The 18,412-nt window shown below is 43.9% G+C and carries 19 protein-coding genes; 16 read left to right on the plus strand and 3 right to left on the minus strand.

Annotated features, from left to right (window positions below; all coding sequences use genetic code 11):
• The first annotated feature begins 152 nt into the window (after positions 1–152).
• On the plus strand, positions 153–1,109 hold the full coding sequence (locus MHH54_RS06245; RefSeq protein ID WP_003212217.1) for a ring-cleaving dioxygenase: 957 nt from the start codon (positions 153–155) through the stop codon (positions 1,107–1,109).
• A gap of 136 nt (positions 1,110–1,245) precedes the next feature.
• Here the strand turns inward: MHH54_RS06245 and MHH54_RS06250 are convergent, their stop codons facing one another.
• Positions 1,246–2,550 carry a trypsin-like peptidase domain-containing protein gene (locus tag MHH54_RS06250; RefSeq protein ID WP_342500794.1) on the minus strand — a complete coding sequence of 435 codons (1,305 nt, stop codon included), beginning with the start codon at positions 2,548–2,550 and terminating at the stop codon, positions 1,246–1,248.
• Positions 2,551–2,718: 168 nt separating this feature from the next.
• Between MHH54_RS06250 and proG the strand changes: the two genes are divergently transcribed.
• The 10 genes from proG (at position 2,719) to MHH54_RS06300 (ending at position 13,313) form a co-directional block, all read left to right on the plus strand.
• Positions 2,719–3,543 carry a pyrroline-5-carboxylate reductase ProG gene (gene proG, locus MHH54_RS06255; RefSeq protein WP_340989333.1) on the plus strand — a complete coding sequence of 275 codons (825 nt, stop codon included), beginning with the start codon at positions 2,719–2,721 and terminating at the stop codon, positions 3,541–3,543.
• Positions 3,544–3,732: 189 nt separating this feature from the next.
• Positions 3,733–4,557 (plus strand): M55 family metallopeptidase, encoded by an 825-nt coding sequence (locus tag MHH54_RS06260; protein WP_003211925.1) that lies wholly within the window; start codon positions 3,733–3,735, stop codon positions 4,555–4,557.
• 18 nt (positions 4,558–4,575) lie between these two features.
• Positions 4,576–5,511 (plus strand): ABC transporter permease, encoded by a 936-nt coding sequence (locus MHH54_RS06265; protein WP_321999080.1) that lies wholly within the window; start codon positions 4,576–4,578, stop codon positions 5,509–5,511.
• Complete coding sequence (locus MHH54_RS06270) at positions 5,508–6,470, plus strand: ABC transporter permease (protein WP_003211386.1); 963 nt, start codon at positions 5,508–5,510, stop codon at positions 6,468–6,470. Before MHH54_RS06265 ends, MHH54_RS06270 begins: the two co-directional genes overlap by 4 nt.
• A gap of 7 nt (positions 6,471–6,477) precedes the next feature.
• Entirely contained in the window at positions 6,478–7,488 is a 1,011-nt protein-coding gene (locus tag MHH54_RS06275; RefSeq protein ID WP_003211032.1) for an ABC transporter ATP-binding protein, read from the plus strand.
• On the plus strand, positions 7,488–9,110 hold the full coding sequence (locus tag MHH54_RS06280) for a peptide ABC transporter substrate-binding protein (RefSeq protein ID WP_342500795.1): 1,623 nt from the start codon (positions 7,488–7,490) through the stop codon (positions 9,108–9,110). Before MHH54_RS06275 ends, MHH54_RS06280 begins: the two co-directional genes overlap by 1 nt.
• Positions 9,111–9,420: 310 nt before the next feature.
• On the plus strand, positions 9,421–10,362 hold the full coding sequence (locus MHH54_RS06285; RefSeq protein ID WP_034619974.1) for an LD-carboxypeptidase: 942 nt from the start codon (positions 9,421–9,423) through the stop codon (positions 10,360–10,362).
• Positions 10,359–11,438: a dipeptide epimerase gene (locus tag MHH54_RS06290; protein ID WP_106029836.1), complete on the plus strand. Its 1,080-nt coding sequence runs from the start codon at positions 10,359–10,361 to the stop codon at positions 11,436–11,438. The genes MHH54_RS06285 and MHH54_RS06290 overlap by 4 nt, the downstream gene beginning before the upstream one ends.
• Positions 11,438–12,355 carry an NlpC/P60 family protein gene (locus MHH54_RS06295; protein WP_342500796.1) on the plus strand — a complete coding sequence of 306 codons (918 nt, stop codon included), beginning with the start codon at positions 11,438–11,440 and terminating at the stop codon, positions 12,353–12,355. The genes MHH54_RS06290 and MHH54_RS06295 overlap by 1 nt, the downstream gene beginning before the upstream one ends.
• The gene (locus MHH54_RS06300; RefSeq protein ID WP_003211497.1) at positions 12,345–13,313 is read left to right on the plus strand and encodes an oligopeptide/dipeptide ABC transporter ATP-binding protein; all 969 of its coding nucleotides are present in this window, start codon (positions 12,345–12,347) and stop codon (positions 13,311–13,313) included. The genes MHH54_RS06295 and MHH54_RS06300 overlap by 11 nt, the downstream gene beginning before the upstream one ends.
• Positions 13,314–13,352: 39 nt before the next feature.
• Here the strand turns inward: MHH54_RS06300 and MHH54_RS06305 are convergent, their stop codons facing one another.
• Entirely contained in the window at positions 13,353–14,234 is an 882-nt protein-coding gene (locus MHH54_RS06305) for a dimethylarginine dimethylaminohydrolase family protein (protein ID WP_226805087.1), read from the minus strand.
• A 179-nt stretch (positions 14,235–14,413) separates the two neighbouring features.
• Here MHH54_RS06305 and MHH54_RS06310 point away from each other — a divergent pair, with 179 nt between their 5' ends.
• The 5 genes from MHH54_RS06310 (at position 14,414) to MHH54_RS06330 (ending at position 17,298) form a co-directional block, all read left to right on the plus strand.
• Positions 14,414–14,935, plus strand: a complete 522-nt coding sequence (locus tag MHH54_RS06310; protein WP_034619972.1) for an acyl-CoA thioesterase — start codon at positions 14,414–14,416, stop codon at positions 14,933–14,935.
• Between the two features lie 114 nt (positions 14,936–15,049).
• The gene (locus MHH54_RS06315; RefSeq protein WP_003211220.1) at positions 15,050–15,376 is read left to right on the plus strand and encodes a PadR family transcriptional regulator; all 327 of its coding nucleotides are present in this window, start codon (positions 15,050–15,052) and stop codon (positions 15,374–15,376) included.
• Positions 15,377–15,380: 4 nt separating this feature from the next.
• A complete protein-coding gene (locus tag MHH54_RS06320) occupies positions 15,381–16,133 on the plus strand; it encodes a hypothetical protein (protein WP_003211870.1) in 753 nt (250 codons plus the stop codon).
• Between the two features lie 112 nt (positions 16,134–16,245).
• Positions 16,246–16,734 (plus strand): small multi-drug export protein, encoded by a 489-nt coding sequence (locus MHH54_RS06325; RefSeq protein ID WP_003211008.1) that lies wholly within the window; start codon positions 16,246–16,248, stop codon positions 16,732–16,734.
• A gap of 18 nt (positions 16,735–16,752) precedes the next feature.
• Positions 16,753–17,298: a GNAT family N-acetyltransferase gene (locus MHH54_RS06330; RefSeq protein ID WP_003210777.1), complete on the plus strand. Its 546-nt coding sequence runs from the start codon at positions 16,753–16,755 to the stop codon at positions 17,296–17,298.
• Positions 17,299–17,315: 17 nt separating this feature from the next.
• Here MHH54_RS06330 and MHH54_RS06335 read toward each other — a convergent pair whose 3' ends face one another.
• Positions 17,316–18,359: a trifunctional transcriptional activator/DNA repair protein Ada/methylated-DNA--[protein]-cysteine S-methyltransferase gene (locus MHH54_RS06335; RefSeq protein ID WP_003212344.1), complete on the minus strand. Its 1,044-nt coding sequence runs from the start codon at positions 18,357–18,359 to the stop codon at positions 17,316–17,318.
• Positions 18,360–18,412 lie beyond the last annotated feature (53 nt).

The following is an 18,412-nucleotide window of genomic DNA, read 5'->3' on the forward strand; positions in this document are numbered from 1 at the left end:
GAACAATAAAAGATTATTTTTGATTTAATGTTAATTTTATCGTTAGAAACCGAACATCTAGCCAAATGGTTGACTTTTCTTGAAAAATGACCTATTTTATTCATAAGGATATTATCTTGAATTCGAGATATTTAGAAATAGGAGTGAACGTAATGAAAATCAATGGAATTCACCACGTATCTGCATTAACAGCCAATGCTCAAAAAAATGTTGATTTCTACCGCCAGATTCTTGGCTTAAAACTTGTAAAGAAAACGGTCAATCAGGATGACCCATCTATGTATCATTTATTTTATGGAGATGAGGTCGCTTCACCGGGAACGGAGCTCACATTCTTTGAAATTCCAATGCTCGCTCGTCGTTTGAAAGGAACAAACGCGATCACAAGCACAGGCCTTCTCGTTTCTTCTGAAGAAGCACTTTCATTTTGGGAAAAGCGTTTTGAAGAGACAGACGTACAGCAAGAAACGGCTTCCTTGAGAGGGGGCAGACCTGCCTTGCGCTTTCAAGATCCAGAAGGGCAGCAGCTATTTTTAACAGTAGAACCGAACGCACAAGAAGCAGGCTCACCGCCAGTGCATGATGATATTCCGGCAGAGTTTGCCATTAGAGGTTTGGGTCCAGTGGAATTAACTGTTGCAGAAGCGGACAAAACGATCCGTGTTTTAACAGACATCCTTGGCTTCACCGAAAGAGCGCGTGAACAATCAAATGATGGTGAGATCGTGACCATTTTTGAGTCAGGAAATGGCGGTGCTGGAACAGAAATTCATGTGATCGAAAAAACTGAAGGGCCTTCTGAGCGTTCCGGCAGAGGAAGTGTGCATCACGTAGCCTTTCGCGTGGAAGATGCAGAGGAACTGGAAAAATGGTATGACAAAATATCAAAAGCAGGCTTCACGAACTCTGGTGTTGTGGAACGTTTCTACTTTAAAGCCCTTTACTTTAGAGAACCGAATGGTATCTTATTTGAAATTTCAACAGACGGCCCTGGATTTACAGTCGACGAAGGAGTAGATGAGCTTGGCGATCAATTAGCCCTTCCGCCATTTCTAGAGCACAAACGAGCAGAAATAGAACAAAGATTAACGCCAATTCAGTCATCATAAAAAAGCAGCTCATGATGAGCTGCTCAGCGTATAGACAAACCCTCGCATTCTTTGTCAGATCTGCAAAGGTTTTCTATCACGCTGAAAAGAAAAAAGGGCTAAAATCATCTTGATTTTAGCCCTTTTACTTTTTGCATTAGGAACTTACCTGCTTAGATTCAGTTTGTGTTAATGTCACCTTCTTCGTTTCTTCTTTTCCGTTTCGAATGAGTGTGATGCTCACGGTGTCTCCAACTTTCGTATTCGTGTATAGTTCATGACGTAATTCACTTCCGGTTTTGATTTGTTTCCCATTGATGGCGGTAATGACATCCTCTGACTTTAAGCCGGCTTTGGCGGCAGGTGAGCCTGCGGCGATTTCTTTGACGTATACGCCTTGATCAAGCCGACTATTTTTGAGACCGGGTGTTTCTTTCTGATACACGTCCGGGACTTGTTCGAGATCCAGCATGCTGATGCCGATATATGGACGCTCAATCTTTCCTTTTGCGAGAAGCTGATCGGCGATTGGTTTGACATCATTGATTGGAAGCGCGAATCCAATGCCTTCAACACCTGTTTCAGAAATTTTCATACTCGTGATCCCCACAACCTTTCCATCTGTCGTAAGAAGCGGGCCGCCGCTGTTTCCTGGGTTAATAGCTGCATCTGTTTGAATGACATTAATGCTGCTTTCACCTGAGGATGTGTTCATCGAGACTGTTCGGTCGACACCGCTGACAATTCCTTGTGTCACGGTTCTTGATAGATCTTCACCAAGCGGGTTTCCGATCGCGATGACGGTTTCCCCAGCACGCAGCGAGGAGGAATCGCCTAATGCCGCAACCTTCGTTACGTGACTGCTGCTAATTTCTACAACAGCTAGGTCAGTCAGCGGGTCAGCTCCAACCAGTTTACCTTTGGCGGTTTTGCCATCGTGTAAGGATACTGTGAGTTTATTTGCCCCTTCAATGACGTGGTTATTTGTTAAGACATAGGCTTTACTGCCGGATTTTTTGAAAATCACTCCTGAGCCTGTACCTGTTTTTTCCTCTTGACTGCTTTTATTTTGCTGTGATTCATCAAAAGGCGTATTGAAATCGCCGAAGCTCGTGTCTGTTTGACTTTGCGCTTGGTAGTTTGTAATGCCGACAATGGCTGGTGATACATTTTCCACCATGCTGGAGATGCTGCTCGATGAATGTGATGTTTGGACGGCGGTTGTTTTTGACGAATTGGCACTTGTATCATTTGTCGATACCACTGCTGAATTATGTGCTGTGTTGTCTGATGCGTGCTGGGCATATGGCGAAAGGACGTACACACCTAACGCCAGCGTACCGCCTACAACACCGCTGACAAATGGCTTAAACCAGCCGTTTGGCTTCTTCTTTCGTTTTTGTGGCTGCTCCGTTGTTTGAAGTTCTTGAGAAGGTTGTTGTTCATTTTTGTGATGTGTCATTTAAATCACTCTCTTTCATCATTTTTTCATGTATGGGTTTAAGGGGTTTTACCTTTTGTTGTGGATACTGACTTGATCGTAAGAAAAAAGTGTGGGATAAAAATGAAAACATTGTGGGAAATTGTTAAAATAAGTAGTGAATCTAAGCAAAATAGAGGAGATTAAACTGTGAAGACAATTGGAATCATTGGATATGGAAGCATGGCTGATATGATGGTGCAAAAATGGCTGGAAAAAGAAGTGCTCGATGCACATCAAATCATGATCCACACAAGAAGTGAAACGGACCGCCTGCTTCAACTTAAAGACAAGCATCAAGAAATAAACATCTGCTCATTAGAGGAACTTTCTGCGTCATGTGATGTACTTTTTATCTGCGTGCCGCCGCTTGCTGTACTTGATGTACTCGATCAACTGTCTTCAGCAGCCAAATCGGTGCATATTGTGTCAGTAGCCGCGGCTGTGACGTTAGACAAGTTATCAAAGCATACGACTCAACCAATATCCAGATACATCCCAACGCTCACGTCAGCTGTTGGAACGGGCGTTTCCCTCGTTGCGCATGGTGAAACTGCTGGAGAGGAAGAAAAGGCGCGTTTGCACCGCCTGCTTTCAGCTTTTAGCATCGTACGTGAAGTTGAAGAAGACAAGTTCGATGCGGCGAGTAACTTGACGAGCTCATCTCCTGGTTTTATCGCTGCTCTTTTTGAAGAAATGGCGAGAGCTGCTGTGAGAAATAGTGAGCTTTCCTTAGAGGAAGCGTATGAATTTTTAACGTATGCCCTTTTAGGCACAGGTCAAGTCCTTGTAGAACGGGGCCTCACCTTTGCTGAAACCGTCGATAGAGTGGCGACAAAAGGGGGCATTACAGGAGAAGGCGCCGAGGTTATTCAAAAGCAGGCACCTCAGATGTTTAATGATCTATTTACACAAACGATGAAGAAATATGAACAGCTGAAATCACAGATTAACGAAGCAGACAAACACCACTAAAGACATAGTTAGTGGTGTTTTATTTGTTAAAAAAATCCTTTGTCGTACAGTCTTTTGATCTATAATATCTGAGTCTAATTTCCTTATTTTCAGACATTGTATTGAAAAATCGATCAAGTAATCATATAATTTTTTAGAAAATTTAGAAAAATATACACAAATTTTAAGTTTAATTTAAGGGGGATGGGAATGAAGCTCTATGTATCTGTCGATATGGAGGGGATTACTGGTCTAGCTGATCATACATTTGTCGATGCCCGTCAGCACAATTATGAACGGGGCAGAAAGATCATGACGGGTGAAGTGAATGCCTGTGTGGAGGCACTTCTTCAGCATGGCGCAACCAATATTTTGGTCAATGACAGTCATTCTAAAATGAATAATTTGTTGATTGAAGAATTGCATGAAGAAGCATCTCTTATATCTGGTGACGTCAAGCCTTATTCAATGGTTCAAGGGTTAGATCAAACCTATGATGCTGCTGTTTTTTTAGGCTATCATGCGAGGGCGTCTATGAAAGGTGTGATGTCCCACAGTATGATTTTTGGTGTTAGACATTTTTACATAAATGATCATCCAATTGGTGAAATGGGCTTTAATGCGTATGTTGCAGGCTACTATGGTGTGCCGGTGATTCTTGTTTGCGGAGACGATCAAGCAGCTCTTGAAGCAGAGAAGCTGATGCCTGGTGTGAAAACAGTGGCAGTGAAAGAGACCATATCAAGATCTGCTGTGAAATGTCTCACTCCTGCCAAAGTCAACCAACAAATCTCACAGCAAGTGGAAGCCGCAATGAAACAGATTCATCACATCAAGCCGCTGACGCCTCCTGATCAGCCGCTGCTGAAGATTGAGTTTGCCAATTATGGACAAGCTGAATGGGCGAATTTAATGCCTGGTACTGCCATTATTGAAGGGACAACAACGGTGACGTATCAAGCAGAGAATATATTAGAAGCCTACCAAGCGATGCTTGTCATGACAGAGCTTGCCGCACGTACAACATTTTGTTAAGCGAGGGGGAGACGGCAGATGACCAGCTTTTTGCTCAAGCGTTTTATTGCGATGATTGCCACGATTTTAACGATTACGACGTTAACGTTTATTTTAATGAAGGTCATCCCAGGATCGCCCTTCAATGAAGAACGAAATACAAACGAAACCGTCCAGCGAAACCTCGAAAGCTACTATCACTTAGACGAACCACTGTATGTTCAATATGTCATCTATTTAAAATCCATCGTTACCTTTGATTTTGGTCCTTCCATTAAAAAGCCTTCTGAAAGTGTCAATGATCTATTGGCGAGAGGCTTCCCAGTCTCATTAGAACTTGGTCTTATCTCAATATTGATTGCTGTCATCTCCGGCATCCTGCTAGGGGTCATGGCTGCCCTCCGGCACAATGGCTTGATTGATTATATCGGCATGACCATTGCTGTTTTCGGTATATCCATTCCAAACTTTATCTTTGCTACCTTATTAATTCAGCAGCTTGCTGTGAATTTGAAGCTCTTTCCTACAGCGATGTGGACAAGTCCGATGCATATGGTGCTGCCAACCATTGCTCTTGCCGTTAGTCCGATGGCCATTATTGCCCGGTTAACAAGATCGAGCATGATTGAAGTGCTGTCTCAGGACTATATTCGCACTGCTAAAGCAAAAGGACTTTCTCCCTTTAAAATTGTGTTTAAACATGCACTTCGAAATGCGCTTTTGCCTGTTGTGACCATTCTTGGCACACTTGTCGCAAGCATTTTAACAGGAAGTTTTGTCATTGAAAAAATATTTGCGATTCCTGGCATGGGAAAATACTTTGTCGAGAGTATTAACAACCGTGATTATCCTGTCATCATGGGAACCACTGTTTTTTACAGCATCATTTTAATCACACTTCTTTTCATTGTCGATGTGGCGTATCGCCTGCTTGATCCAAGGATTCAGCTGCATCAGAAAGGAGGAAAGGCATGAGTATACATTTGCAGCAGGATCAACCGAATCCGCATCATGAAGTGCCGGACGAATGGTTTTCTCCGAGAGAGCAAAAGAAAACGGAGGCCCATGCCATTAAAAGACCCTCTCTTTCGTATTGGGCAGACACATGGAGGCGACTGAAGCAAAATAAGCTTGCGATGTTTAGTTTATCGGTATTGATTTTACTTTTTATCATGGCACTATTAGGCCCATTGCTTGCACCTAATAGCGTGACAGAGCAGCGTCTTTCGATGCAAAATCTGCCGCCATCCGCTGCTCACTGGTTCGGAACGGATGAGCTTGGACGAGATGTGTTCACGCGTACATGGTACGGGGCGCGTATTTCTTTATTTGTAGGCGTCATGGCAGCCCTGATTGATTTTGCCATCGGCGTGATCTATGGAGGCATTGCCGGTTATAAGGGCGGGAGATATGACCATGTCATGATGCGAATCGTCGAGGTGCTCTACGGTCTTCCTTATTTACTTGTTGTCATTTTATTGATGGTTCTGATGGGGCCAGGGCTCGTCACCATTATTGTAGCGCTCACTGTCACCGGATGGATTGGAATGGCAAGAATCGTGAGAGGTCAAGTTCTTCAGCTGAAAAGCCAGGAATATGTCCTTGCCTCAAAAACCTTTGGTGCAAAGAGCCTTCGTATCATTCGCCGCAACCTGCTGCCGAATACGATGGGGCCGATTATCGTTCAGATGACCTTAACTGTACCAACCGCGATATTTGCAGAAGCGTTCCTAAGCTTTCTTGGTTTAGGCATTCAAGCACCGTTTGCAAGCTGGGGCGTGATGGCAAATGATGCGCTGCCGACAGTGCTGTCAGATAACGGGCATTGGTGGCGTTTATTTTTCCCTGCGTTTTTTATTTCGCTCACGATGTTTTGCTTTAACAATTTAGGTGATGGCTTGCAAGATGCGCTTGATCCGAAGATGAAGAGGTGATGGCGCTTTGAAAAAAGTTCTACAAATCATCGATCTGCACGTCAGCTTTCGGACATATGGCGGCTCAGTTCGAGCGGTACGCGGGGTGAATGTGGATGTATATGAAAAAGAAACCCTTGCCATTGTAGGAGAGTCAGGCTGCGGGAAAAGTGTGACTTCACAAAGCATTATGAGGCTGCTGCCAGCTTACAGCGCTCATGTTGATCGGGGAGAAATCTGGTTTGAAGACCGAAATTTGCTGTCATTATCTGAAAAAGAAATGCGCGCCATACGAGGTGTCGATATTTCGATGATCTTCCAAGATCCAATGACCGCACTGAACCCAACCTTGACGATAGGGGATCAGCTCATGGAGGCGGCAAAGGAGCATCAAAAGCTGACGAAAAAAGAAGTGAAAGAAGCCGCCATTCGGATGCTTGATTTGGTCGGCATTCCGCAGCCGAAGGAAAGGTTAAAGCAATACCCTCACCAGTTCAGCGGGGGAATGAGGCAGCGGCTCATGATTGCCATGGCACTGATTTGCGAGCCCAAAGTGCTGATTGCTGATGAACCGACGACCGCACTGGATGTGACCATACAGGCACAAATATTAGAGCTGTTTAAAGAGATTCAGAGAAAAACAGGGGTCACCATTATTTTAATCACACATGATTTAGGGGTCGTCGCCCAAGTCGCAGACCGGGTAGCCGTCATGTACGGAGGGAAAATGGTGGAGGTCGGAACGAGGCGAGATATTTTTTACAGTCCGCAGCATCCCTATACAAAAGGACTTCTGCAATCCGTTCCAAGACTTGATATGAAAGATGAACTCATTCCAATTGAAGGAAGCCCGCCTGATTTATTTGCTCCGCCAAAGGGCTGTCCGTATACAGATCGCTGCCCGTCCGCCATGAAGGTGTGTGATCATATCATGCCGCACGAAACGCAGCGGTCACCTACCCACAAAGTGCATTGCTGGCTCCAAGATGAGCGAGCGAATCAAACCGTTTTATCTTCAACACAAAGGGGGAGTTTTTGATGAGAAAAAAGGGATGGATCATCAGTATATGTTTGTTCACGATCATGCTGCTCGCAGGATGTACAGCCAATGAGCAAGCAGGGAAAGGATCATCAAGCAATCAGGGTGAAAAGAAAATATTAACCTTAAATAACGAAAATGAACCGACGTCGTTTGATCCGCCGATTGGTTTTAATAATGTATCGTGGCAAGGACTCAATAACTTAATGGAGGGATTAACAAGACTGAATGAAAAGCACGAACCATCTCCTGCAATGGCGGAAAAATGGGAGATATCAGAGGATGGAAAAACGTACACGTTCCATTTAAGAGATGGCATCAAGTGGTCAAATGGTGATCCAGTGAAAGCGAGTGACTTTGAATATGCGTGGAAGCGGCTGCTTGATCCGAAAACAGGCTCATCTGCATCGTTCCTAGCCTACATGATTGAAGGCGGAGAGGCATTTAACAGCGGAAAAGGAAACAAAGAAGACGTGAAAGTCAGCGCTGTAAATGACAAAACGCTTAAGGTCACACTGGCATATCCGCAGAAATCGTTCTTAAATATGACCGCAAACCCTGCTTTTTTTCCTGTCAATGAACAGGTAGCTAAGAAGGACCCAAACTGGGCAAAAGACGCCAAAACCTTTGTCGGAAATGGACCGTTCAAGCTGACAGAGTGGAAGCATGATGAGAGCTTCACAATGGAAAAAAGTGAGACGTATTGGGACAAAAAAACAGTCAAGCTGGATCAAGTGAAGTGGCTGATGATCAGTGATCGAAACACAGACTATCAAATGTATCAATCAGGAGATTTAGATACTGCCTTTGTCCCAGCAGAGCAAAGTGAAAATCTGCTGAAAAATAAAGATATACAAATTGAAGACCAGGCTGGATTGTTCTTTTATCGTCTGAATGTGAACATGGAACCTTTTCAAAATAAGAACATCCGCAAAGCTTTTCAAATGGCGATCAACCCGCAAGATATCGTGGATTATGTAACGAAAAATGAAGAGAAGCCAGCACGTGCCTTCGTCTCGCCAGGCATTCTTGATTCAAAGGGTGAGGATTTCAGAAAAGCTGGCGGTGATCTTTTGAAGAATGATAAGAGTGAAGCTGCGAAGTTATTAGAAAAAGGGCTGAAAGAAGAGAACTATTCAAAACTGCCAGCCGTCACATTGACATACAGTACAAAGCCTGAGAACAAGAAAAAAGCTGAAGCCATCCAGCAGCAGCTGAAAGAAGCGCTAGGTGTAGATGTGAAGCTTGCAAACATGGAAGCCAATGTGTTTGCAGAAGATCAAAAGGCGCTCAAATTCCAATTCTCACAAAGTTCATTTTTAGCAGACTATGCAGATCCGATCAATTTCCTAGAGAGCTTTCAAACAGGGAATGCGATGAACCGGACAGGATGGTCAAACGATACCTATGATCAGCTGATCAAAAAGGCGAGCCAGGAAGCAGACGAGCAAAAGAGAAATAACATTCTTCATGATGCAGAGGCACTTCTCATTGAAGAAGCACCGATCATTCCGATTCATTTTTATAACCAAGTTCATTTACAAAAAGAAGGAGTGAAGGGGATTGTCCGTCACCCTGTTGGGTATATCGATTTGAAATGGGCACAAGTAGATGGAGAGTAATATTAGGATCAAAAGACGCTTTTAGATAAAAGCGTCTCAGCGTGTAGACAAACCCTCGCATTCGTTGTCAGTCCTGCGCGCTGGTGCTCACGAATGACAAATTCGCTCCGCGCCAGTGCTCGTCCTTCCTAGACTGCAAAGGTTTTCTATCACGCTGAAAAGAAGACAAAGGGCTAAAATAAACATCATTTTAGCCCTTTGTCAACAATCTAAGACGCTTTTAGATAAAAGCGTCTGTTCCTTTATTCGTTCATGTTATGAAGCAGAAACCCATAGATTGAAAGAAACAAAGAGAAAGAGGGGATATGGCATGAGCCAGCTGCCAGTGGCACTTCAAACAGGGGATACGGTGGGGATTATTGCACCAGCAAGTCCGCCTGATGAGCTGAAATTAGCAAAAGGGATTGCCTTTTTAGAAAGCCTCGGGCTAAAGGTGAAAAAAGGGAAGTATTTGGGCCGCCGGTATGGATATTTAGCAGGTCATGATCATGAAAGAGTGGAGGATCTTCATCGTATGTTTCAAGATCCAGAAGTGAAGGCGGTTATTTGTGCTTGCGGAGGATACGGGACTGGAAGACTTGCGGAAGTCATTGACTATGACCTGATTCGCCGGAATCCAAAAATCTTTTGGGGCTATAGTGATATTACGTTTTTACATACGGCCATCCAGCAGCAGACGGGTCTTGTGACGTTTCATGGGCCAATGCTTTCCTCTGATGTGGGACTTGAGGAGGTCCATCCTTATACGAAAGATACCTTTTTACAGCTGTTCGCACCGAAAGCCTTTACGTATGCGCACCACTTGTCACCCCTTCATACTTTCTATCCGGGCACCGCTTCAGGTGAGATTGCAGGAGGAAATCTTGCCCTCATCGTGACAACACTTGGTACGCCTTTTGAAATCGATACGAAGGGAAAGCTTTTGTTCATTGAAGATATTGACGAAGAACCCTATAAAATCGATCGAATGATGCAGCACCTCACATCTGCTGGAAAATTGGATGATGCGGCTGGATTCATCATTGGAGATTTTCATCAATGTGAGCCAAAAAAGAAAGATCAGTCCCTCACATTGAATCAAGTATGGGACACCTATATTGTCCCGCAAAAGAAACCTGCACTTGGGGGCTTCCGGATCGGTCATTCTTCGCCAAACTTTGCCATTCCAATGGGCACGCAGGCTGCATTAGATGCGACAGGAAAAAAACTGCACATTTCTCCAGGCGTTGCAGCGAAAGAGGCGATCAAATGAAAATCGTTGATGTTCGTACATGTAGAATGAGTGTACCGCTAAAAAAGCCTTTCAAAACCGCTTTACGAACGGTGTATGACGCAGCATCTCTGATCGTTATCATCACATATGATCAAGGTGACGTCAGCTACGGAGAGGCAGTCCCGACAACAGTGATTACAGGTGAAACGCTGGAAAGCATCGACTATGCCATCTGCGAAGTGATCAGACCGAGTTTGCTTGGAGCTTCCTTGTCAGAATATGAACAAATTTTTTCTCATATGAACCGGGTGCTCGCTTGCAACACAAGCGCAAAGGCAGCGGTTGACATGGCCATTTATGATGGCTTAGCGAAACAGGCAGGACTTCCACTTTATCAATACCTTGGCGGATATCGCAGTCAGCTTGAAACCGATTATACGGTCAGTGTAAACCGTCCGCTTGAGATGGCGGAAGATGCGAAGCAATACGCAGCTGAAGGCTTTCAGACATTAAAGATCAAGGTAGGAAAAGATGATATAGATACGGATATTCAGCGTATCAAGCGAATTCGAGAAAAGATCGGGCCGGATATTCAGATTAGACTCGATGCGAACCAGGGCTGGACGTGGAAGGAAGCGGTCGTAGCCATTCGGAAAATGGAGCCAATGAATATCGAGCTAGTCGAGCAACCAGTGCCAAAAGAAGATATCGAAGGCCTACGCCGTGTGACGGAGGCAACAGATACACTGATAATGGCAGACGAAAGTATTTTTAGTTTTCATGATGCGATCAAGGTGCTTGAAACGAGAAGCTGTGATTTAATCAATTTAAAATTAATGAAATCAGGCGGCATAAAAGAAGCCCTAAAAATCAATGCACTGGCAGAAGCATACGGCGTAAAGTGCATGATTGGCAGCATGATTGAGTCAAAACTTGGCATTACAGCAGCCGCTCATCTCGCCGCCAGCCAGCCAAATATCACCCGCTATGATTTTGATGCCCCGCTCATGCTAAAAGAGGACATGGTGGACGGAGGAATCGTGTACAAAGGAAAAGATATCTTTTTCCCGCCGCATCATGGGTTAGGCATTCAAGGAGTGAAAGGAGTCTCATGATGATATTTGAATCAAAGGTTGCAGTTGCGAACGTATGGACAGCGCCGCAGTCACCGAGAGAAATCGATCAAAAGGTACTTCAGAGCTCCTTCAAATTCAAAGAGTGGATTGACAAGCAAACATATGAAGAAAAACTGGCTTTATGTGAAGAAAATCTGATCCAGTCGCAAGTACTGCTCGGTGAACGAGTCATTGGCTTAGAAGAAACAGACGGCTGGATGAAAGTCGTTATTCCGCAGCAAGCCAGCCGGAAACACCCACAAGGCTATCCTGGCTATATACCTGCGAACCAACTAAAGCAAGTGACAGAAGGAAGTGCACCAACTATATCTCATATCGTTTGTCAGAAAAAAGCCATGCTCTATCGAAACGGGCAAGCGGACATGGAAATTAGTTTTTTAACAGAGCTCACAGCTGTAGAAGAAACGAGTGATTGCTTTCGTGTTGTCACACCAGCAGGGACGAGAGAAATCAATAAAGCAGATGTGCAGCCAGTTTCATCCATTTTTTCTATGGCCGGCAAAGATGTTGTAGACAAGGGAAAACAATTTATTGGTCTTTCGTATTTATGGGGCGGCATGAGCAGCTTTGGCTATGACTGTTCGGGCTTTGCTTACAGCATGTATAAAGCGTGCGGATATCTTTTGCCGAGGGATGCAAGTGACCAAGCAGTGCAAGGAACACCGGTCGCATCAAGCCATTTAGAACAAGGCGACTTATTGTTTTTCGCCAATGACAACGGAAAGGGAGCAGTCCGCCATGTTGGGATCTACGCAGGTGACGGTATGATGCTTCATTCGCCTAAAACCGGCAGAGAAATTGAACTTCTTTCCCTTGCTGGCACTTCATATGAAAAAGAATGGGCAGGTGCAAGACGGTATTTGCCAAGCGAGAGGAGCAAAGGTCATGGCAGTTGAACCACTTTTACAAGTAAACAATCTCAAAAAACATTTTCATCTATCGAAAGGAAGAACGCTAAAAGCGCTAGACGGTGTCTCCTTTCAGCTGAAACAAGGCGAAACATTTGGCCTTGTTGGCGAGTCCGGCTGCGGGAAATCCACACTTGGAAAAGTGCTTATGCGCCTTTATGAACCGACAGATGGAGAAGCTTTGTATGAAGGGAAAAGCCTTCATCACCTTTCACAAAAAGAATCCTTTGATTTTAATCGGCAAATTCAAATGGTGTTTCAAGATCCGTATTCCTCCTTAAATCCGCGGCTATCTGTAAAAGATATTATGCTGGAGCCAATGGAGATTCATAACCTTTATGGGAGTCAAAAGAAAAGGGTTGCCCGGGTGAAAGAACTACTGGAAGCTGTTGGACTTAGCTATGACTTTGCCACGCGCTATCCTCATGAATTCAGCGGAGGGCAGAGGCAGAGAATCGGTATTGCAAGAGCACTCGCCTTAGCGCCGAAATTTATTGTGGCAGATGAACCAATTTCTGCACTAGATGTCTCCGTTCAAGCGCAGGTCGTGAATTTGCTGAAGAAACTGCAAAAGGAGGAAGGGCTGACATTTCTCTTTATTGCGCATGACTTGTCGATGGTCAAATATATTAGCGACCGAATCGGTGTCATGTATTTAGGTCATCTCGTCGAATTGACTAGCAGTGATACGTTATATCAAACACCGCTGCACCCCTATACACAAGCATTGCTGTCAGCGATCCCCATTCCAGATCCTGACGTGGAGGACAAGCGCAAAAGGTTCATTTTAAAGGGAGAAATTCCAAGTCCAGTGAACCCGCCAAGCGGCTGTGTATTTCGAACAAGGTGTCCTGCAGCGATGGATGTGTGTGCTGAAAAAAAGCCAACATTACAAGCAGTAGAAGAAGGGCATGATGTCGCCTGTCATTTATACGATCGGACATAAAAATAGGCAGATAAAAAGCCAGCAAGTAGACAAACTGTTCTACACGCTGGCTTTTTTAGTGAACGTACGCCGAATCGGCAATGTGCAGCATCTAAAAGAGCCGCCAGATTTAATGATTTCTGAAAAATCCACTTCAATGACAGTGTAGCCGTGAGCGGTTAATGCAGCATTTGTTTCTTGATTGATGGGCAAACTGATCACTTTTTTCTGTCCAATGGATAAAACGTTTGGGCCGAGTGTGAATTGCTCTTGTTCGCTTATTTCAATTAGATGATAATGCATGTTGAGCAGGTGAAGATCCTCTTTTTTGAACGCTTCTGGATAAATCAATATCTCATCATGAGAGAGAATATTCATCACACAATCGAGATGCAAAATGTGAGCAGGAAGATGAATGGGAATGATATCATGATCCGGCAGTTCTTTTTTAAGCTCATGAATAGCGGCTGGATTTGTTCTTTTGCTCGTTCCGACAAATACGCGTCTTTGATCCACAAGCACATCGCCGCCTTCAATCGTTCCATTTGTCAGGGTAACAGTCTTCAACCCATTTCCCTGTGCCCACTCTTTTAACAATTGTTCTTCTCCTTGCCTAACTGGAGCGGCCATGCTTGAAACAAAGAGTGTATGTCCAATCGTAAACCCAATATCCCGGGTAAACACTTGTTCAGGAAAGCGGTCATTTGCAGGAAGCATAATGGGGCGTACTTGATGGTCTTTTAGGGTTTGGATCAATTGCTTATGCTGAGTAATGGCTTTCATTTGAGAAATATTTTCTCTTGCAAAATGTTTTTGGGTTTCGTTGATGATCTGTTTGATTTCCATATAGATGGGACTGCATAAAAGGACTTCTTGTAAATCGTCATATTCACTCATGCATTGCGGCATTTTGTGTATTTGTTCTGCTCTCATAGAATCCATCAAATGGCCTCCTTGTTTGTTCATAGTTCTATTATTCCTCGTTCTAGTCATAGTTGAAACATTTCCGAAAGAAAATCTCTCACAGGAGACTAAAGCAAAATGTTTAGACAAACCTAAAAGAATAGTGTTTAATAAAAGTCGTTCCGCATTCACGAAAACAGCAAGAAGGAGCTATGATGATGAGTGAAGAAAATTTTAAATACTGCAAGGAATCAAAAGTTGTCAAAACCAGCAGGGTATTCCCTCTCGATACGAATAATCACCAAACCTTATTTGGTGGAAAATTAATGAGTTATATAGATGACATTGCCTCCATCTCGGCAGCAAGGCACAGCCGATGTGAAACGGTCACGGCATCAATGGATTCAGTTGATTTTTTAGAGCCGATTGGACAAAAGGAGTCGGTATGTTTAGAGTCCTATGTCACATGGGTGGGTACGTCTTCTATGGAAGTGTTCGTCAAGGTCATCAAAGAAAACTTGATGTCTGGAGAGCGCAGACTCGCAGCGACTTCATTTCTTACCTTTGTGTCGTTAGATGACAATGGGAAGCCTAAGAAAGTCCCACAAGTCATGCCGGAAACAGAGGAAGAAATCATGCTGCATCAAACCGCAAAACAGCGGGCTGAAGAAAGAAAAAGCCGCCGAAAGCATAGCAAGGCACTGGCTGACGCACTTGGGACAGATAAACCATGGGCGTAAAAATCACCCTTTAAGCGGTGATTTTTTTCTAGAACGGTATCTTGCATGGCAAGATAGTGTGTGGTAAGATGATGCTATCTTGTGATGCAAGGTACTGGAATCGGAGGAACAAAGATGACAACATCCACACAAATGCTAAAAGGAATTTTAGAAGGCTGCCTGCTGTCGATTATTTCAGAGGGTGAGATTTATGGATATGAAATGACGAAGAAGCTCGCTCATTATGGATTTGATCAAATTAGTGAAGGCAGTATCTACCCGATTCTGCTGCGTATGCAAAAGGAACAGTTTGTGACCACTGTCACAAAAGCATCAGCAAGCGGGCCGAAAAGGAAATACTATACGCTCACACAAGCTGGAGAACAAGCGCTCACAGAGTTTATGACCCGCTGGAGTGAGCTTTCAAAAAATGTGAACTGTTTACTACAAAAAGGGAAGTGAGATTATGGTATCAAAAGAAACAAGACACATCTTACTAGAGCTGAAATTTTATCTCATATCAATGGGAAAAAATGAGGGCGAAATTGATGAGCTGATGGATGAGCTAACGACACATGCGGTTGAGGCTGAAAAAGATGGCAAAACAGGGGAGGCTGTGTTTGGCGGAGATCCGAGGGGCTATGCTGATGAACTCGCAAAAGAGCTGTCAGGAAACCATAAAGACTGGGTTCCTTTCGTCAGTGCCTTCTTAATTGGTTCACTCTTTTATATGATTTTATCAGATGCGATCAGTCAAAGCTTATCCTATTCTTGGTATGCGTTAATTGGCTATCCGCTCGTTTTAGTAGCCAATGTCATCATGATTATTGTGATGTTTAGAGCGTCTGCCTTTCAGACAGGCGGCCGGGCATTTCTTTATTTTTGGATCTTAGGAATCTTTCAACTGACTTCAATGGTCACAATCAAACTATTGGATCAAAAGCTCGGCACACCATTACTTGTGCTGACCTCAGGTCAAAGATTGGGCGTCATCCTGCTTATGCTGTTATGTATCATTGTCTTTAATGCAATCTTAAAGGCGAATGTCGTTTCATTGATACCGGTTATCTTCTTCGGACCGCAGCTCATATTCGAATGGCTTGGCTGGACATCACCAAGCGTGCTTCTCATGCAAAGTCTACTATCGGTTGTGATCGTAATAGGGCTTATGCTCATGGTCTTACGCCGGGCGAACAAGAAAAATGAAAACACGATGTAAAAAATAGAGCACATCCATCCGGTGTGCTTTTCTTTTTCTAAAAAAATGTAGAAATGGTAGCGTATTTTTCATTACAATGGGAAGAGGACAAAAATGAAAAGGGGTTCTATGCTTGGATATTTTATGGGGATATGTACTTGTTTTTGTATTGGCTGCTTTGCCTTTTTTTGAAGTGGTTGGTGTTGTTCCACTGGCCATCTTAGGTGGACTGCATCCTGTGACAACGGCTGTAATTGGATTCATCGGCAACTTTCTCACAGTCTTGCTCCTCATTGTTTTCGTAGACCGCTTCAAAGCATGGCGGTTGAGAAGAAAAGAGGACAAAAGTGATGAAAAAGGAGAAAAAAAGCAACTGCGAGCCAGAAAAATTTGGGAACGATATGGTCTCCCGGGATTAGCGCTTATTGGTCCTTTTATCATCGGCAGTCATCTAGCGGCATTTATGTGCATGAGCTTCGGGACGAAGAGAAAGCAAGTTGCGGTGTGGATGACAGTCAGTTTAATGATGTGGACGGCGCTGGCAGCTAGTTTAACCGGTGCGGGAATCCATTACTTTGCCCCAGATTCAAATGGATTGTTCGGTGATATTTTTAATCAGTAAGTGAGAGGGGGATCATAAATGAAACTTCAAACACGCACAGTGCTTGAAACAGAGCGCCTTAGACTGAGAACGATGAATGAACATGATGCACCATTTTTATATGACATGTTGTTCCAAGATGAAGAAGTAATGAAGTATTATCCTTCTTTGAAGGATGAGCAGCAGACGAAAGAGTGGATTGCATGGAATCAAAAGAATGACCGTATGTATCATACTTCTCTCTGGATCATTGAAGACAAAGAAACGAATGAACCACTTGGACAAAGCGGGATTGTTCTGCAAAACATTGAAGGACAAACAGAACTTGAAATCGGCTACATGCTAAAAAAAGCAGCGTGGGGAAATGGCTATGCTGCTGAAGCCGCAAAAGGCTGTCTCACCTATGGTTTTGAAGAAATGAAGGTCAGACGAATGGTGAGCTTAATCCGCCCAGACAATGAAGCATCGGTAAAGGTCGCTTTAAAAATGGGCATGAAAAAAGAAAAAACCATTTCAAAATGGGACCAAATCATTGATGTATACAGCATCACCCGCAACGAAGAAAACGGCTCGCTTACAAAATAAGCAGAGCCGTTTTTATTTTATATCCGCTGTTCTAGCTGAAGTAAATATTTCTTACGTTCAACCCCGCCGCCGTAGCCGCCAAGCTCACCACTTGTTTGAATGACGCGGTGGCATGGAATGATGATCGCCAATTGATTGGCACCATTTGCATTCCCTACCGCCCGGACCAAATGCGGATCGCCCAGCATCACAGCAAGATCTCGGTATGAACTTGTTTCGCCTGATGGAATGCGTGTGAGCAGGTCCCACACCTTCATTTGAAAAGGGGTGCCATGCATGGAAAGTGGTACGGTAAACTGCGTCAGTTTTTTCTCGAAATATAAGGTCAATTCCTTTACCAATTGTTGGTGGACGTTTGTTTCCCCAACTAAAATACGCGCATGATGCTTTTCTCTCATGTTCTCAATTTCCTTTTCTAGTCCCCGCCTGTCCATAAATTCCAGTAAATACACATGCGCGGCATCTGTCACGCTGATCATGCGTCCAATCGGTGTGGAAATAAAATTGGCATGGAGAATCTTAGTCTGCGCCTTTTTAGGGGGATTTCCCATGATTTTCGTAAAGGCATCATTGAAGGCACTCGAAGAATCATAGCCCAAGGCGACCTGCTGATCAATCACTTTTTTTCCATTCATAATTTCTTTAAAGGCAAGCCCCATTCGGCGTGATCTCGCATATTGAACAAAGGTCATGCCGTAGATTTCTTTGAATTTCCGTCGGGCCGTTGCAGAGTGAATCCCTAACTCGCGAAAGTCCTCTTCTTTCCAGCGTTTTTCAGGATGTGTTTCAACTGCTGAAACGAGTGTTTTGACTTCTTCTGGAATGCTGTTTGGATAGGTTAATGGAGTGCAGCGCTTGCACGGACGATACCCTGCTAACAGTGCTTCCTCTGCTGTAAAGAAAAACTCACAGTTCTCATATTTTGGTTTTCTAGCGGTACATGTGGCATGGCAGAAGATACCGGTCGTCTTAATGCCGGCGAAGAATGTGCCGTCATATTGCGGATTCTTGTCAACCAGTGCTTGATAAAATTCATGTTTCTGTACGTCGGTTATCATCATACGATCCACCTCTTGGTTTCATTATTTGGGCCGATACAACGGATGATCTATAA

The sequence above is a fragment of the Bacillus sp. FSL K6-4563 genome (assembly GCF_038630405.1).
GTDB classification, from domain to species: Bacteria; Bacillota; Bacilli; order Bacillales; family Bacillaceae; genus Bacillus; species Bacillus pumilus.

Coding starts and splice junctions, on each gene's coding strand:
- MHH54_RS06245 (WP_003212217.1), top strand. CDS start 153: ATGAAAATCAATGGAATTCACCACGTATCTGCATTAACAGCCAATGCT.
- MHH54_RS06250 (WP_342500794.1), bottom strand. CDS start 2,550: ATGACACATCACAAAAATGAACAACAACCTTCTCAAGAACTTCAAACA.
- MHH54_RS06260 (WP_003211925.1), top strand. CDS start 3,733: ATGAAGCTCTATGTATCTGTCGATATGGAGGGGATTACTGGTCTAGCT.
- MHH54_RS06265 (WP_321999080.1), top strand. CDS start 4,576: ATGACCAGCTTTTTGCTCAAGCGTTTTATTGCGATGATTGCCACGATT.
- MHH54_RS06270 (WP_003211386.1), top strand. CDS start 5,508: ATGAGTATACATTTGCAGCAGGATCAACCGAATCCGCATCATGAAGTG.
- MHH54_RS06280 (WP_342500795.1), top strand. CDS start 7,488: ATGAGAAAAAAGGGATGGATCATCAGTATATGTTTGTTCACGATCATG.
- MHH54_RS06285 (WP_034619974.1), top strand. CDS start 9,421: ATGAGCCAGCTGCCAGTGGCACTTCAAACAGGGGATACGGTGGGGATT.
- MHH54_RS06290 (WP_106029836.1), top strand. CDS start 10,359: ATGAAAATCGTTGATGTTCGTACATGTAGAATGAGTGTACCGCTAAAA.
- MHH54_RS06295 (WP_342500796.1), top strand. CDS start 11,438: ATGATATTTGAATCAAAGGTTGCAGTTGCGAACGTATGGACAGCGCCG.
- MHH54_RS06300 (WP_003211497.1), top strand. CDS start 12,345: ATGGCAGTTGAACCACTTTTACAAGTAAACAATCTCAAAAAACATTTT.
- MHH54_RS06305 (WP_226805087.1), bottom strand. CDS start 14,234: ATGGATTCTATGAGAGCAGAACAAATACACAAAATGCCGCAATGCATG.
- MHH54_RS06310 (WP_034619972.1), top strand. CDS start 14,414: ATGAGTGAAGAAAATTTTAAATACTGCAAGGAATCAAAAGTTGTCAAA.
- MHH54_RS06315 (WP_003211220.1), top strand. CDS start 15,050: ATGACAACATCCACACAAATGCTAAAAGGAATTTTAGAAGGCTGCCTG.
- MHH54_RS06320 (WP_003211870.1), top strand. CDS start 15,381: ATGGTATCAAAAGAAACAAGACACATCTTACTAGAGCTGAAATTTTAT.
- MHH54_RS06330 (WP_003210777.1), top strand. CDS start 16,753: ATGAAACTTCAAACACGCACAGTGCTTGAAACAGAGCGCCTTAGACTG.
- MHH54_RS06335 (WP_003212344.1), bottom strand. CDS start 18,359: ATGATGATAACCGACGTACAGAAACATGAATTTTATCAAGCACTGGTT.